This is a genomic window from Bradyrhizobium sp., from assembly GCF_049586575.1.
Classification (GTDB): Bacteria; Pseudomonadota; Alphaproteobacteria; order Rhizobiales; family Xanthobacteraceae; genus Bradyrhizobium.
Genome location: NZ_JBAVCF010000269.1, coordinates 1 through 15,105, shown reverse-complemented (window position 1 = coordinate 15,105; position 15,105 = coordinate 1). Strand labels below are relative to the sequence as shown.

Sequence of the window (15,105 nt, the reverse complement as noted above, 5' to 3'; positions counted from 1 at the left end):
CTGCCGGCCGTACGAGGGGAGTTGCTGAACGATGTATACCGGCAAGCACGCTAATCTCCGCCCGCTCCAGCCCGCTTTCATCATGGCGAACTCCGGCGAGTCCGTGAGCTATGCCGAACTGGAGGCGCGCACCAATCGCCTGGCCCATCTGTTTCGCAGCCGCGGCCTGAAGCGTTTGGATCACTATGCGATCTACATGGAGAACAACAGCCGCTATCTCGAAGCTTGCGGCGCAGGCGAGAGGGCCGGCCTCTATTTCACCTGCGTCAATTCCTTCCTGACGGCGGCCGAGCTTGCCTACATCGTCAACAACAGTGAATCCCGCGTTCTCATCACTTCCGTTGCCAAGCTCGACGTCGCCCGCGAGGCGCTCACGCAATGTCCGAAGGTTGAGCTCTGCATCGTGGCCGACGGCACAGGCGAAGGCGAACGCATCGTCGGGTTGAACGAAGCGACCGCCCACCTTCCAAAAACGCCGATCGAGGACGAGTGCATCGGTACCGCGATGCTTTATTCGTCAGGCACAACCGGGCGTCCCAAAGGCATCTTGCGCCCGCTCGCGGATCAACCGCCTTCGCAGCAAATGCCGCTGTTCGATTTCCTGCAGAAGCTCTGGCAATACCGCGAAGGCATGATCTACCTGTCACCCGCGCCGCTCTATCACTCGGCGCCGCAGGCCGCGGTCAATCTCACGATCCGAATGGGCGGCACCGTCATCATCATGGAGAGTTTCGATCCGCAGCGTTACCTCGAACTGGTCGAGAAATGGGGCGTTACCCACAGCCAGCTGGTTCCGACGATGTTCTCACGCATGCTGAAGCTGCCGGAGGACGTGCGCTCCCGTTACGATCTGTCATCGCTTGAAATCGCAATTCATGCCGCCGCTCCCTGCCCCGCCGCCGTCAAGGACGACATGATCAAATGGTGGGGGCCGATCATTCACGAATATTACGGCGCTACCGAAGGCCTCGGCTTTACCGCCTGCAACAGCGCGGAATGGCTGGCGCATCGCGGCACGGTGGGCCGGGTTCTGCTCGGCGATCTTCACATTCTCGACGAGGACATGAAGCCCTGTCCGACCGGAACGCCGGGCACGATCTGGTTCAAGACCGCAAGCGCATTCGAGTATTTCAACGACCCGAGCAAGACCCGCGAAGCCCGATCGCCGGACGGCAGCATGAGCACGGTGGGCGATGTCGGTTATGTCGATAACGATGGCTATCTCCACCTCACCGACCGCGCGACCTTCATGATCATCTCGGGAGGCGTCAATATCTACCCGCAGGAATGCGAAAACCTGCTGATCACCCACCCGAAGATTGCCGACGCCGCCGTTTTCGGAGTGCCCAATGCCGATCTCGGCGAGGAGGTCAAAGCGGTGGTGCAACCCATGCCCGGGATTCGGCCGTGTGCGGAACTCGCTGAAGAGCTGATTGGCTTCTGTAGCCAGTCGCTGTCCCGCCAGAAGGTGCCGCGCTCGATCGATTTCGAGGAGCAATTGCCCCGGCTTCCCACGGGCAAACTCTACAAGCGGCTCTTGCGCGACCGCTATTGGGGCGACAAGACCTCCCGCATCGTGTGAGAAGACCCGGACACCGCTGAAGTTCTATTTGCGCAACGATTCAGTGGACGGCGCGTTTTTCCATCTGGACTTCGCGCAGTCCATCGCTTGAATGATGATCGGCTTTTTGCCGAAATATCTTTCGGGCTGAGGGGCGGCATGACGTGGAAGCAAGAACGCGATCTCTTGGTTGCGCAAACGATGGCGTTCGTGCAGTCCGTCGCCGGAAAAACGGCGGATGCCGATCGCCGGCTCGAAACCCGCCTTCCACCGGTATCCCCGGTTCGGCCTTCGACGGTGGAACGTCGCACTGACATCCTGCCGGTCACCCGTCTCTCTCCGATCAGCCATGGCGACCTGCGCGATGAAATCGGCCGGAGGGTTGCTGCCTTCCGCGCCCGCCAGCAGGCGTTTCATCGCGACCGCGACGAATATTGCAATGCGATGATGGCGAAGGTCCGTGCTGTGACCGAGCAGGCCGCCAAAGGGCGTGACAATCCGTCGCTCAAGCGCTGATTGCAGTTACCTCCTCGCACCGGCTGGTGCAGGAGAAATGTCTTGCTTGGCGCTTTTTTTGCAGCGCTAATTTGGATCGGCCTTTGCCATCACGCGCAGGCCAAACCTAAACGGAGCAGGGACAATGACACTACTTAATCGACGGGGTCTGCTGGGAACGGGTTCGGCGATGTTGGCGCTGGCGGCATTCACCAGCAAGACCGCGCTGGCGGCCGGAACGCCAGGATTGACTACCCACGTTCTCGATACGGCGAACGGCAAGCCTGGCGAGGGCATCAAGATCGAATTCAGCGAGCTCGAGGGCGACACCTACAAGCTGCTCAAGACGGTGCACACCAATGCGGACGGTCGCAATGCCGAACCTCTGCTGACGCCGGAGAACATGAAGACCGGCAAATTCCAGCTGGTATTCTATGTCGGCGAGTACTTCGCCAAGCTCGGCACCCAGCTGCCCAACCCGCCCTTCCTGGAGAAGGCCGTCATCCAGTTTGGCATCGCGGATGCCAAGTCGCATTATCATGTGCCGATCCTGGTAGCGCCCTGGAGCTACACCACCTACCGCGGCAGCTAACACGGCACGCGTTCAGGGACGAGGATGCCCAACATGATCGCTCGCTTCTCCTTTGTGGCTTCCCTGGTTTGCGCGCTGATGTTCGGGCCGGCTGCGATTGCCGGCCCGCCCGACATGGCGCCGATCAACGCGATGGATCGCGCTGCCTTCGTGAAAAAGTTCGGCAGCATCTTCGAAAAGTCGCCATGGGTCGCCGAGAAGGCCTGGGAGAAGCGGCCGTTTGCCAGCCTCGACGACCTGCATGCCGCCATGGTTGCCGTTGCGAAAAATGCCCCGGCATCCCAGCAGCTTGCCTTGTTGCAAAGCCATCCCGATCTCGCCGGCAAGGAAGCCAAGGCCGGCACCATGACCGCCTCCTCGGTCGCCGAGCAGGCGAGCGCCGGACTTAATACGCTTTCTTCGGACGAATTCGCGGAGTTGTCAGGCCTCAACGCGGCCTACAGGGCGAAGTTCGGATTTCCGTTCATCATCGCCGTGAGGATGTACACCAAGGAAGGCATCTTCTTCGAGTTCAAACGCCGTCTGAAAAACGACACTCAAACCGAGTTCGCCAACGACTTGCAGAACGTCTACATCATCACGCGGTTGCGGCTAGATAAACTGCTCGACGCAACCTGAGTAATGAGCGCATTCGTCCATCACCACGAAGTGCCCGCGACTTTCTGCTGCTCGCCCGCCGATATTTCGGCTTTCACTGCCCGGCGAAACCCGTCGCGCTGCTGCAATCTCTGCCAGTAGGCCGCGACCGCCGGGCCGAAATCGCTCGCAAGACCGATACGCTCCGCCACCAACAGCGCATAGCCCACGGAAATATCGGCGACTGTGAACCTGCCGCCACACAGCGTCTCGCGGCTGGCAACCGCCGCCTCGACGGCACGCAACCGGCCGAAAAACCACTTTGAATAGTCGGCCACCACTTGCGGGTTTCGCCGACCTTCCGGCTCGAGTTTGGAGTAACGCAGCACCAGGGTTTGCGGGAAGGTCAGCGTCGCCTCTCCGAAATGCAGCCAGTTGAGATAGGCGCCGAAGGCAGGCTCGTCGAGGCCTACCGCAAGCGGCGTTGGGCCATAGCGCGTGGCCAGATATTGAACGATCGCTGCCGATTCCGTCATGCGGACATCGCCATCGATCATCAGCGGAATGGTACCGAGCGGATTGAGGGCGAGATATTCCTTCGCAAATACCCGCGGCGGGAACGGCAGCATCTTGAGCTCATAGGGAAGCTTGAGTTCCTCCAGCGCCCAAAGCGGCCGAAACGAGCGCGCTGCCGTGCAGTGATAGAGTGTAATCACGACGCAATCTCCCCGTGGTCCGACTGCCAAAATCTACCTTATCATCGCCGCGACCAAGCGAAATTCGAACCTTGCGAGGGTGCGATCAGCTTCCCAATTTAAGTGGGACAAGCAACCGATTCTCAACCGCCGATTTTTGCTATGGGCTCTCAGGTTCACTATCTGCCGCTCACGCCGGCATTGTTTTCCGTCCTGGTGCTGCTGTTCGTCGGGCTGATCATCCTGATTCAGCTCCGGATTCTCCGATACGCCTATATGAAGCTCGGCGTCGGCCCGGGAGCAGCGATGCTCCTGTTGTTCGGCTCGCTGATCGGCAGCTATTTCAACATCCCGGTGACGATCCTGCCCGGAGAAATGGTGAAGTCCGGCGAGGTGGTCGATTTCTTCGGCATGCAATATGTCGTGCCGGTGGTCCACCAATGGGCCGGCACGGTGCTTGCGGTCAATGTCGGCGGTGCGGTGATCCCGACGCTGATGTCGAGCTATCTCATGCTCCGCTACCAGCTATGGGGCAAGGCAACAATCGCCGTCGTCGTCGTCGCCTTCATCATCCATTCGATGGCAACGCCGGTGCACGGACTAGGCATTGCAGTGCCGGTCTTTGCACCGGTCATCGCGACCGCGATCCTGGCCTTTATCCTGTCGCGCGAATACGCTGCCCCGCTCGCCTATATCGGCGGCTCGATGGGGACATTGATCGGAGCCGACCTTACCAACCTCGACAAGATCACCGGCCTTGGCGCACCGGTCGCCTCGATCGGGGGCGCAGGTACCTTCGACGGCATCTTCCTGACCGGCATTCTCGCGGTGCTGCTCGCCGGCATCGTCTCGCCATCGCGACCGCGGCCAGCTTGGTAGCGGGACAGGTCCTCGCCCCGCGCGAGTTGCCACCCCCGCCGACTACCAATAATAAGAAATGAAACCCCGCTTTTTTCAACCAACGTCCAAAATTTCATCTGAGGTAACGGTCAAGGATCATGGAAGCCCGTTCAAAACATGCGGCCGGGAAGTGGTCGCCGTCGCCTCAGGCCAGCCGCGTCGTCCAGCAAATTCATGCCATGCTGCACCCGCGCAATATCGTGCTGGTCGGCGCCACCGATAAGCCGGGCAACTACGCCGAGCGGATCTGGAACAACCTGATCAAATACGGGTTCGAGGGCGGCCTGTATCCGGTCAACAGCAAACGCGAAACCATCTGGGGGGTGCCCTGTTACAAGGATTTCGCCAGCCTGCCGGACAAACCCGATCATGTGCTGGTGTTGGTGCCCGCACGTTTTGCGGTTCAGGTGATCCGGGATGCCGCGGCGGCCGGCGCACGTTCGGCGACGATCGTGACCTCCGGCTTCAGCGAACTTCAGGATGGCGACAGCCAGAGGCTGGCTGTCGAACTGCAACAAGCGATCCGCGAAACCGGGCTTGCCGTCACCGGTCCGAACTGCCTCGGCAATTTGAGCGCGGGAGAAAAACTCTTCACCAATATCGACGACCGTGTCGTGACCATGGAGGCGGGTCCAGTCGCGATCGCCGGCCAGTCCGGCGCGATCGTGATGGCCATCCGCCAGGCGCTGGAGGATCGCGGTGTCGGCGTCGGCTATATGGTCACGACGGGAAACGAAGCCGGCCTGGAGACCACCGACCTGATGAATTATTTCGCGATCGATCCCTCGGTCCGCGCCATTGTCGTGTACCTCGAAGGCGTTCGCAACACCAAAGCCTTCCGCGAAGCCTGCAAGGCCGCGCGTGCCGCCGGCAAGCCGGTGATCGCGATCAAGCTCGGCGCTTCCGAAGGTGGTCGTGCGGCCGCGATGGCGCATACCGGCGCACTGGCCGGTTCGATCGAAAGCTTCGATGCGATCTCGGCGCGCGAAGGCGTGATCCGCGCCCGCGGCCTCGATGAGTTGGTCGAAACCACGGAATGCTTCGTCCACGCGGCCTTGCCGAAAGGCGCGCGGCTTGCCGCCGTGACCCTGTCGGGCGGCAAGCGCGGCCTGCTGATCGACGCGTTCTCGGCGGCCGGCCTCAACTTCGCGAGTTTAAGTCCCGCGGCCAGCGAGAAGCTTGCGAAAATGCTCGGCCCCGGCTCGATCGTCGGCAACCCGCTCGATGCGGGGTTTGCGGCAGTGGTCGATCCATCGGTCTACATCCAGTCGATCAAGATCATGATCGACGATCCCGACACCGATATCGTCATCATCGACGCCGAATTGCCAAAAGCACCGCACGAATTGCGCGAGCGCAACCTGCGCCGCGTCGACGAGATGGCCGCCAACGCAGGCAAGCCGGTGATCTACATCTCGACGATGTCGATCGGCTTTACCGAATTCACCAAGGACCTGCGAAAATCGCTACCACATATTGCGGTGATGCAAGGCCTCGACCGTGCCGTGGGCGCGATCAAGGCGCTGATCGAATATGCGGCCCTTGCCAAGGACGTGCCGGAGATCACATCAAGCTCGTCCGCCTCGGCGCGCGCCACGCTCGAGCGCCTCCTGAAGAACACCAAGGATGCGGCGCTTGACGAAGTCTCCTCCAAAAAGCTTCTGAAGGCCTATGGCATTCCAGTGTCGAAGGAAGCCATTGCACGTACCTCATCAGAGGCGGTGAAAATCGCCAAAAAGATCGGCTTTCCCGTCGTCGCCAAGGTCGTGAGCGCGGAGATCCTGCATAAATCAGACGTGGGCGGCGTGGTTCTCAGCATCAACAGCAACGCCGAGGTCAGAAGAGCCTTCGACCAGATCACCGCGCGCGTGCAGAAACTCAAGAGCAAGCCGAAAATCGACGGCATCCTGATCGCCCGGCAGGTCAAGGCCGATCTCGAGCTTGTGGTCGGCACCGCGCTCGATGCCGAGATGGGTCCGGTCGTCTTGTTCGGCACCGGCGGCATCGAAATCGAATTGATGAAAGATGTCGCATTGGCCGGCGCCCCGCTCGACGCCATCGAGGCCAAAAAACTGATCGGCCGCACCAAGGCCGGCGTCAAGCTTCGCGGCTATCGCGGCAAGCCGGCGTTGCATGAAGCTTCCGTCGTCAAGGCGCTCATCGGCCTGTCCAATATCATGGTGGACGCCGGAAACCGGATTGCTTCGATCGACGTCAATCCGTTTCTGGTCAACAGCCGCGCCGGCATTGCAGTCGACGGCTTGATCGTTCTCAATAATGAAGCTGCGAAAGGCACCAACAGCCACTAATAGTTACCGGGGGAAACCAATGAGAATGGCGTTAGCCGCGATGGCGGTAATCGGCATGGCCGCAAGCAGCGTTTCGATCGCGCAGAACCAGCCTCCAACTCCGGCTTCCGCAGCCCCGGGCTCGTTCCCGGCATGGGCCTATCCATGGGCTCCGGACTTCAAGGCCGCGCCCGACGACGGTGTGCCGCGGCATGTTCCCGACAGCACCGAAAGCTTCACGATCACCCAGGAGCGCAATCTGTTCTTCGTGCCGGATTGGCACCCGGACGATCATCCCCCGATGCCGGACGTGGTGGCGCACGGCCGGATGCCGGATGTGCGAGCCTGCGGTTCGTGTCATCGCGCCGCAGGCACTGGCGGGCCGGAAAACGCCAGCCTGGCCGGCCTGCCCGCGGCCTACATCGTCCAGCAGATCGAGGACTACAAAAGCGGGGCGCGGAAATTCGCCGGCCCACAGCGCAGCCCGAGCGTCACAATGATGGCCATTGCCAAAGCCAGCAATGCGGAAGAGATCAAGGCTGCGGCGGCTTATTTCTCCTCGCTGAAGCCCAAGGCCAATATCAAGGTGGTGGAGGCCGACACCGTCCCGGCGACCCAGATCGCGCGGGTGTTTTACATGCTGGTGAAGGACGGCGGCACCGAACCGATCGGGCAGCGCATCGTCGAGGTGCCGGCGGATGCCGCGCAATTCGAACATCGCGATACGCGTTCGCAGTTCATCGCCTACGTACCGAAAGGAAGCATCGCCAAGGGCGAGGCCCTGGTTAAGACCGGCGGCGCGGGCGTCACCACGCCTTGTGCCATCTGCCATGGTCCGGATCTGAAGGGCGTTGCTTCGATCCCTGGAATTGCGGGACGATCGCCGAGTTACCTCGTCCGCCAACTCTACGACTTCCAACAGCATGCGCGGGCTGGAAGCGCGGGCGCACTGATGGCGCCCGTCGTTGAGAGGCTATCGCATGACAACATGATCTCGCTCGCCGCCTATGTTTCGTCGCTAACGCCGTAGCTTGCGGCGCTATGCCGCGATCGGCCTTCCAGAACTCTGCAACTTAGGTCGAAGGTTGCAGGTTTTGGCCCGGATGGTCATTGGCAAAGCCGTTGCGGAAAGGCTACCTTTCCGCCCGCAAAAGGCACCGAAGAGTGCCAGCGGAAAATTCGCGACCTAGTCTGGGAGGACAGTCATGGGTACCTCGCGACGATCATGGCCGGTTGACCGGCGGACCGTTTTGCGTACGGGCGCTACGCTTGCTGCAGTGCAATTTACGTCACCCTTCATCATCAAGGCGAGAGGCGAAACGCCGGTACGGATCGGCATGGTCGACCCGCTGACCGGGGTTTATGCTGCGATCGCTCAGAGTGAGATCGTAGGCGCAAAATTCGCCGCCGAGGAGATCAACAAGAAGGGCGGCATCCTGGGCCGGCCCCTTGAGCTCCTGATTGAGGACTCCGCGAACGATGTCGGCACCGGGGTGCAAAAGACCCGCAAGCTGATCGAGCGCGACCAGGTGAGTTTCATCATCGGCGACGTCAATTCCGGGATCGCGATCGCGATGGCGCAAGTCACCAGCGAGAAGAAAGTGCTCCATATCGTATCCGGGGGCCATACCGATCCGATCACCGGCGCCAATTGCTCGTGGAACGTGTTCAGGGTCTGCAATTCGACTGCCATGGATGCCAACGCCATCGCCACCACGCTAATGGAGAAGTTCGGCAAGAAATGGTACTTCCTGACGCCGGACTATGCCTATGGACACTCGGTCCAGGCCGGCTTCGAAAAATTGCTGAAGGCCGCCGGTGGTACGTCCTCCGGCGCACTGGTGCCGTTGGGCACCGCGGACTATTCGGCCTATTTGATCCAGGCAAAGGCCTATGGCCCACAGGTGTTGATCAACGTCATGGGCGGAGGCGACCAGGTTTCAAGCCTCAAGCAGTTCGTACAGTTCGGCCTCGACAAGCAGATGGCGGTCGGCGGCACCCTGTTCGAGCTTGAAAGCATACGCGCTGTGCCCGATGGCGCGCGCGTCGGCTGGTGGACCATGGAATGGTGGTGGGACCAGCCGGGCGTCCCGCATGTCGCGGAATTCAATGCTTCCATCAAGAAAATCACCGGCCTTTCGGCAACCGCTCGCAACTGGTTCGGCTACGTTTCGGTACAAACACTCGCAGCGATCGCCAATCGGGAGAAGACGCTCGATTCGGTGAAGCTGGCACGCGCGTTATCCGGATTCAAACTGCCGCCGGAAATCGCCTTGCAACCAGGCGCGCCTGAATTCCGCGCCGGAGACCACGAACTGATGAGCACGGTGTTTGTCGGCGAGGCACACCCACCCAAGGGCGATCCCGATAATATGTTCACGGTACGTGCCCCGGTGCCGGGCGAGAAGGCCGCCGGGCCGGCGGAAGCCACCGGCTGCAAGATACAATGGCCTGCCTGACCGAGACACCAATCAACCATCGAAGATTTTCGGCCCGACGCTCCGGTCTCCATGTAGACTTGGGCAGAATAATAATAACCGTTCGGAGGAAGCTTTAATGACGTCACAAACTTTCAACTTCAACCGGCGCACCCTGATCAAGGGCGCTGCCGCGCTCGGCACCTTTCAGGTGGCATCTCCGTTCATCATCCAGGCACGGGGTGAGACGCCGGTCCGCATCGGCATGGTCGATCCTCTCACCGGGGTCTACGCCGCGCCCGCCGGCAACGAGGTGATGGGCGCCAAGCTCGCGGTCGAACAGATCAACGCCAAAGGCGGCATCCTCGGGCGTCAGGTCGAGCTGTTGGTGGAAGACTCCGCCAACGACGTCGGCACCGGCGTGCAGAAGGCCCGCAAGCTGATCGAGCGCGACCAGGTCAACTTCATGATCGGTGACGTCAATTCCGGCATCGCCGCGGCGATCGCCCAGGTCACCAACGAAAAGAAAATCCTGCACATCGTTTCGGGCGGCCACACCGATTCGATTACCGGCAAGGACTGCAAGTGGAACGTCTTCCGTGTCTGCAACACCACCCGCATGGAAGCAAACTCGGTTTGCGACGTCTTGTTCAAGAAATACGGCAAGAAATGGCACTTCATCACGCCCGACTACGCCTTCGGTCATACGCTGTATGACGCTTGTACGGCAGACCTCAAGAAGCTCGGCGGCACCGTGACGGGCAACGAGCTCACGCCTCTCGGCACCACAGATTTCTCCGCCTATTTGATCAAAGCGCGCGCCGCGAGCCCGGATGTGTTGCTCCTCCTGGTGCAGGGCTCGGACATGATCAACTGCTTGAAGCAAGTCGTGCAGTTCGGCCTCGACAAGCAGATTCATGTGGCGGGCACTCAGCAGGAACTGGAATCGCTTGCTGGACTGCCGCCGGAGGCGCGCATCGGCGTCTGGATGTTCGAATGGTACTGGAAGCAGCCGGGCGTTGCCGGCGTCGACAAATTCGTCGCCGATATCCGCAAAGTCAATAAAGGACACGTGCCGACCGCCAGGCATTGGTTCGGTTACGTTTCGGCGATGAGCTTTGGGCTGGTGGCAAACCGCGAAAAGAGCCTCGACGCCGCCAAGCTCGCAGCCGCCCTTGAGAACTTCGAATTGCCGGACGACGTCAAGCTGCAACCCAACAAGGTTTATTATCGCAAGGGCGATCATCAGCTGATGACCTCGGCCTTTGTCGGCGAGGCGCAATCCAAGGGCAAGGACGATCCCGAAGATCTCTACCGCGTCGACGAAGTCGTGCCCGGCGACAAGACGGCCCCGGCCGTGAGTGAGACCGGCTGCACGATCCAGTGGCCAACATAGCATCGCGTTAGCCGGTCATGGGCCCGGGAGCGTGCGTCTCCCGGGAAAGTGCAAGGGGACATCATCGGTGAATTATGACGCAACTGCTTCTATTTAACGTCACCAACGGGCTCATCATTGGTGCCTTCTATGTATTGATGGCTCTCGGCCTGTCGCTCATCCTCAACCTGAGCAACGTCATCAACTTCGCCCATGGCGGATTTCTGGTCATCGGCGGCTACATTGCCTACACCATCACCCCCTATATCGGTTTCTGGGGCGCGCTGCTGGTGGCGCCGCCGTTGACAGCTGTCCTCGGACTCATCATCGAACGCGTTCTGATCCGCCCGCTTTACGGCCGGGATCCCCTCTACAGCCTGCTGCTGACCTTCGGTCTCGCCTTCATGATCGAGGACGGCACCCGCTTCATCTGGGGCCCGCAAGGCAAGCCAGTCACCATTCCGCCTTTTCTGGCACAGCCGCTGAGCAACGACCTGTTCTTCATCACCGGTTATCGCCTCTTCATGGTGGCCGTGGTGATGGTTGCCGTTGCGCTGCTCTTTGTACTTCTTCGCTATACCCGTCTGGGCGTCCGGATTCGGGCCGGCACGCTCGACCTCGAAACGGTCGCAGCCCTCGGCATCAACGTGCAGATGCTGCGTTCGCTCAATTTCGCCGTCGGAATCTTTCTTGCTGGCTTGAGCGGCGTGCTCGCCGCCGGCCAGCTGGGCCTTGAACCGACCATGGGCACGGGACTCCTGATGCCAAGCTTCATCGCCATCATTGTCGGCGGCATCGGCAGCCTGCCCGGAACACTGGTGGGAGGCTTGCTGATCGGGGTAGCTTCGGGCTTGACTGCGGTATTCTATCCAGCCGCGAGCGAAGCGATTATCTACGTCATGATGGCGGTCGTGCTGCTGCTGCGTCCACGCGGACTGTTCGGCGAAGAAGGAATGTTGAGTTGAGTGCCGAACAAACCCGCAAGCTCATCGTCCTTTCGGCGATTTGGGTGCTGCTGATCTTTGCTCCGTATTGGATGGCGCCGCTCGGCGGATATACCGCGCTGGCGACCCGAATACTGGTGCTGGGCCTCGCCGCAATGTCGGTGAATTTCCTTCTTGGATTTACCGGCGTCCTGTCGTTCGGGCATGCCGCCTATTTCGGGCTTGGCGCCTATGGGACCGGGCTCGCCCTGAAATTTCTGGCGCCGAGTACCCCGCTCGCGCTCGTGCTGGGCATGCTGCTCGGCGGCGTTTGCGGCGCCATTCTCGGCATGCTGATCGTACGGCGGCGCGGCGTCTACTTCGCCATGGTGACGATCGCCTTCGGCCAGGTGTTCTACTACATCGCCTTTCAGTGGAGTTCGCTAACGGGCGGCGACGACGGACTGCGCGGATTCTCGCGCCAGCCGATCGATCTCGGCCTGTTCAAGCTCGACATCCTGTCGAACGCCAACAATTTCTACTACTTCGTGCTGTTCTGCTTTGCGCTTGCGGTCGGTGTCATGGGGTTCATCCTGCAATCACCTTTCGGCCGGACCATGATCGCGATTCGCGAAAACGAGCGGCGCGCGCGTTTCCTTGGCATTCCCGTCGAGCGGCACATCTGGATTGCGTTCACGATGTCCTGCTTCTTCGCGGGATTTGCCGGCGCGCTTTATGCGCTCGTCAACAACTTCGCCGACCCGCGCGGGCTGCACTACAGCCAGTCCGGCGATTTCGTCATGATGGCGGTGATGGGCGGGATGCGCAGTTTCTGGGGGCCGCTGCTCGGCGCCGCCGTATTTGTGGCCGTGCAGGACTACCTCTCCAGCGTCACCGTCAACTGGATGTCGTTTCTGGGCCTGCTTTTCGTCCTCGTCGTGCTGTTTTTCCCGCGCGGATTACTGGGCTTCCTGCAGCGGAGCAAGGCATGAACGTTCTCGAAATCAGCGGCGTCACCAAGCGCTTCGGAAACCTGGTGGCCGTGCGCGATGTTTCGCTCAGTGTCGCGAAAGGGGAGATGTGCGCGATCATCGGGCCGAACGGTGCCGGAAAAACCACCTTCTTCAACCTGATCAGCGGATTCTTTCCCCCGACCGCCGGCACCATCGTCTTTGACGGCCGCGACATCACGCGCCTGTCAACGCATGAGCGCGTAACAAGGGGGATGGCGCGCACTTTCCAGATCACCGAAATTTTCCCCGAATTGACCGTGTTCGAAAACGTCCGGATCGCGGCCGAGGTCGCCGGCGGATATCGTCTTCGGCCGTGGATCAGCCGCGCGGAGAGCACGACGCTGCACCACAACGTCGAGGAGACGCTCAAGCTGGTGTCGCTCGAAGCCAAGTCTTCTCGGCTGGTGGGCGAGCTTTCTCATGGCGATCAGCGTGCCGCCGAAATCGCGATGGCATTGGCGCTCAAGCCGCATCTACTTCTGCTCGACGAGCCTACCGCGGGAATGGGCGACCAGGAAACTTACCAGATCACACAGTTGATCCGCCGCCTGCACCGCGACAGCAACTACACCATCGTGCTGATCGAGCACGATATGCGCGTGGTGTTTCACCTCGCCGACCGCATCTGTGTGCTCGATCAGGGCCGGATGCTGGCGCAAGGCACGCCGCAGGAGATCGCCGCCAACGAAGCTGTTCAAGCCGCCTATTTGGGCAATGCCGCATGACCGATGCCCTTAAGGCCGAAGGCCTCCACACCTACTACGGCAAGAGCCACATCCTGCATGGCGTCAGCTTGGCCGCCGCTGAAGGCAAGATCACCGCCTTGCTTGGACGCAACGGCGCCGGCAAGACCACCACATTGCGAAGCCTGATGGGGTTGACGCCGGCGCGCGAGGGCAAAATTACCGTGTTCGGCCAGGACACCACGCATTGGCCGACCTTCCGCATCGCAGCCGAGGGGGTCGGCTATGTCCCCGAGGGCCGGCGTATTTTTGCCAACCTCAGCGTTGAGGAAAATCTCAAGGTGCCGCTGGAGCGCGACGGACCGTGGACCATTCCGCGGATCTATCAACTGTTTCCCCGCCTGGAGGAGCGCAAGTCCAATCGCGGACGCCAACTCTCCGGCGGTGAGCAAGAGATGCTGTCGATTGCGCGGGCACTCCTCCTGAATCCGAAGCTACTGATTCTCGATGAGCCATCGCAGGGTCTGGCGCCGCTGATCGTGCGTGAGGTGTTCCGCATCGTCCAGCAAATGAAGACCGAGGGCATCTCGGTGCTGCTGGTTGAACAAAACGCGCGAATGAGCCTTGAAATCGCCGACGACGCCTATGTGCTGGACGACGGGATCGTCGTCTATTCGGGATCGGCCGCCGAACTTGCCGCTGACGATGCGCGTGTCCGGGCGCTGGCCGGCGCCAGCGCCGAGGAATGGACGCTGACGTAAGACTGCCCACTTTCCGAAGTTCGTGCGCCATCGCTGCACCCACTTATGCGAACTTCGGAAAGTTATGGGCACTGGCAAACCTATTGATTCTGGTGCCGCATTACTATTCGAAGTTCCTGGATCCAATTCGCCGCTTGTGGTGCAGGAACTTCAAATAGGCGGCACTGGGGAATCGGCCTTTCGCCAGTTTGGCTTTGCCCGTACAATCGGTGCCGCGCCGAGAGCTTGATGCTCTCAACCATCCATCGAACGGGTTTCCCCGGGTGAAGATGCGGGCCAGCAACCTCATGATCGGAACCACGACGCTCGCGATCGTGGCGATAGGTTTTGTCGGCCTTTTGGGGGTTCGGAAATATCGCGCGGTCTCGCAGGAAACGCGGATGCGCATCGTGTTCGAGGGCGGCTCAGCCAGCGGTCTACGCCGCGGCGGCAGTGTGAATTTCGACGGCGTTCAGATCGGCAAGGTCATCTCGCTCAAACTGGACAACCCGCGCAAGGTTGTCGCCGTTGTCAGGGTCGACAAGAGCGCCCCGATCCGCAAGGACACCGTCGTGGGACTGGAGTTTCAGGGGCTCACCGGCATTGCGGCCATTTCAATGATCGGTGGAGAGTCATCCGATCCGCCCGTGCCGGCCGACAAGGACGGCATTCCGACATTGACCGCGGATTTGAGCGAACTCCACTCGATCCGCGATACCCTGCACAATGTTGATAACTTCCTTGTCGGTAATCAATCGACGATCAAGGACGGGCTTTTGAGTTTCGAGACATACACCGCGTCGCTCGCGAGTCGAGGCGGGATCATCGATCAAACACTGGCCAAAGC

15 protein-coding genes are annotated in these 15,105 nt (G+C 60.7%); 13 read left to right on the top strand and 2 right to left on the bottom strand.

Going from position 1 to position 15,105, the window contains the following annotated elements:
• Positions 1–31 precede the first annotated feature (31 nt).
• Positions 32–1,582, top strand: a complete 1,551-nt coding sequence (locus WB528_RS10390) for an AMP-binding protein (protein WP_423888331.1) — start codon at positions 32–34, stop codon at positions 1,580–1,582.
• Positions 1,583–1,606: 24 nt separating this feature from the next.
• Here WB528_RS10390 and WB528_RS10385 read toward each other — a convergent pair whose 3' ends face one another.
• The gene (locus WB528_RS10385) at positions 1,607–1,978 is read right to left on the bottom strand and encodes a hypothetical protein (RefSeq protein WP_423888330.1); all 372 of its coding nucleotides are present in this window, start codon (positions 1,976–1,978) and stop codon (positions 1,607–1,609) included.
• A gap of 268 nt (positions 1,979–2,246) precedes the next feature.
• Here WB528_RS10385 and uraH point away from each other — a divergent pair, with 268 nt between their 5' ends.
• Together uraH and uraD are read left to right on the top strand one after the other, a co-directional pair.
• Positions 2,247–2,648 carry a hydroxyisourate hydrolase gene (gene uraH / locus WB528_RS10380; RefSeq protein WP_423888332.1) on the top strand — a complete coding sequence of 134 codons (402 nt, stop codon included), beginning with the start codon at positions 2,247–2,249 and terminating at the stop codon, positions 2,646–2,648.
• Between the two features lie 24 nt (positions 2,649–2,672).
• The gene (gene uraD, locus WB528_RS10375) at positions 2,673–3,266 is read left to right on the top strand and encodes a 2-oxo-4-hydroxy-4-carboxy-5-ureidoimidazoline decarboxylase (RefSeq protein ID WP_423888329.1); all 594 of its coding nucleotides are present in this window, start codon (positions 2,673–2,675) and stop codon (positions 3,264–3,266) included.
• A gap of 20 nt (positions 3,267–3,286) precedes the next feature.
• Here uraD and WB528_RS10370 read toward each other — a convergent pair whose 3' ends face one another.
• On the bottom strand, positions 3,287–3,940 hold the full coding sequence (locus WB528_RS10370; RefSeq protein ID WP_423888328.1) for a glutathione S-transferase family protein: 654 nt from the start codon (positions 3,938–3,940) through the stop codon (positions 3,287–3,289).
• 141 nt (positions 3,941–4,081) lie between these two features.
• Here WB528_RS10370 and WB528_RS10365 point away from each other — a divergent pair, with 141 nt between their 5' ends.
• From WB528_RS10365 to WB528_RS10320, 10 genes are all read left to right on the top strand, one after another.
• A complete protein-coding gene (locus tag WB528_RS10365) occupies positions 4,082–4,798 on the top strand; it encodes a DUF1614 domain-containing protein (RefSeq protein WP_423888327.1) in 717 nt (238 codons plus the stop codon).
• Between the two features lie 119 nt (positions 4,799–4,917).
• Complete coding sequence (locus WB528_RS10360; protein ID WP_423888326.1) at positions 4,918–7,128, top strand: acetate--CoA ligase family protein; 2,211 nt, start codon at positions 4,918–4,920, stop codon at positions 7,126–7,128.
• 19 nt (positions 7,129–7,147) lie between these two features.
• Entirely contained in the window at positions 7,148–8,137 is a 990-nt protein-coding gene (locus tag WB528_RS10355) for a c-type cytochrome (protein ID WP_423888325.1), read from the top strand.
• A gap of 175 nt (positions 8,138–8,312) precedes the next feature.
• Complete coding sequence (locus WB528_RS10350; RefSeq protein WP_423888324.1) at positions 8,313–9,566, top strand: ABC transporter substrate-binding protein; 1,254 nt, start codon at positions 8,313–8,315, stop codon at positions 9,564–9,566.
• Between the two features lie 97 nt (positions 9,567–9,663).
• Positions 9,664–10,920 (top strand): ABC transporter substrate-binding protein, encoded by a 1,257-nt coding sequence (locus tag WB528_RS10345; RefSeq protein ID WP_423888323.1) that lies wholly within the window; start codon positions 9,664–9,666, stop codon positions 10,918–10,920.
• A gap of 74 nt (positions 10,921–10,994) precedes the next feature.
• Positions 10,995–11,864: a branched-chain amino acid ABC transporter permease gene (locus WB528_RS10340; RefSeq protein ID WP_423888322.1), complete on the top strand. Its 870-nt coding sequence runs from the start codon at positions 10,995–10,997 to the stop codon at positions 11,862–11,864.
• Complete coding sequence (locus WB528_RS10335; protein ID WP_423888321.1) at positions 11,861–12,814, top strand: branched-chain amino acid ABC transporter permease; 954 nt, start codon at positions 11,861–11,863, stop codon at positions 12,812–12,814. Before WB528_RS10340 ends, WB528_RS10335 begins: the two co-directional genes overlap by 4 nt.
• Positions 12,811–13,560, top strand: a complete 750-nt coding sequence (locus tag WB528_RS10330; RefSeq protein ID WP_423888320.1) for an ABC transporter ATP-binding protein — start codon at positions 12,811–12,813, stop codon at positions 13,558–13,560. Before WB528_RS10335 ends, WB528_RS10330 begins: the two co-directional genes overlap by 4 nt.
• The gene (locus WB528_RS10325; RefSeq protein ID WP_423888319.1) at positions 13,557–14,279 is read left to right on the top strand and encodes an ABC transporter ATP-binding protein; all 723 of its coding nucleotides are present in this window, start codon (positions 13,557–13,559) and stop codon (positions 14,277–14,279) included. The genes WB528_RS10330 and WB528_RS10325 overlap by 4 nt, the downstream gene beginning before the upstream one ends.
• Positions 14,280–14,659: 380 nt before the next feature.
• On the top strand, positions 14,660–15,105 hold a 446-nt coding region (locus tag WB528_RS10320), incomplete at its 3' end, for an MlaD family protein (protein WP_423888318.1).

Coding starts and splice junctions, on each gene's coding strand:
- uraD (WP_423888329.1), top strand. CDS start 2,673: ATGCCCAACATGATCGCTCGCTTCTCCTTTGTGGCTTCCCTGGTTTGC.
- WB528_RS10365 (WP_423888327.1), top strand. CDS start 4,082: ATGGGCTCTCAGGTTCACTATCTGCCGCTCACGCCGGCATTGTTTTCC.
- WB528_RS10345 (WP_423888323.1), top strand. CDS start 9,664: ATGACGTCACAAACTTTCAACTTCAACCGGCGCACCCTGATCAAGGGC.
- WB528_RS10340 (WP_423888322.1), top strand. CDS start 10,995: ATGACGCAACTGCTTCTATTTAACGTCACCAACGGGCTCATCATTGGT.
- WB528_RS10360 (WP_423888326.1), top strand. CDS start 4,918: ATGGAAGCCCGTTCAAAACATGCGGCCGGGAAGTGGTCGCCGTCGCCT.
- WB528_RS10325 (WP_423888319.1), top strand. CDS start 13,557: ATGACCGATGCCCTTAAGGCCGAAGGCCTCCACACCTACTACGGCAAG.
- uraH (WP_423888332.1), top strand. CDS start 2,247: ATGTTGGCGCTGGCGGCATTCACCAGCAAGACCGCGCTGGCGGCCGGA.
- WB528_RS10350 (WP_423888324.1), top strand. CDS start 8,313: ATGGGTACCTCGCGACGATCATGGCCGGTTGACCGGCGGACCGTTTTG.
- WB528_RS10390 (WP_423888331.1), top strand. CDS start 32: ATGTATACCGGCAAGCACGCTAATCTCCGCCCGCTCCAGCCCGCTTTC.
- WB528_RS10330 (WP_423888320.1), top strand. CDS start 12,811: ATGAACGTTCTCGAAATCAGCGGCGTCACCAAGCGCTTCGGAAACCTG.
- WB528_RS10385 (WP_423888330.1), bottom strand. CDS start 1,978: ATGAAACGCCTGCTGGCGGGCGCGGAAGGCAGCAACCCTCCGGCCGAT.
- WB528_RS10355 (WP_423888325.1), top strand. CDS start 7,148: ATGAGAATGGCGTTAGCCGCGATGGCGGTAATCGGCATGGCCGCAAGC.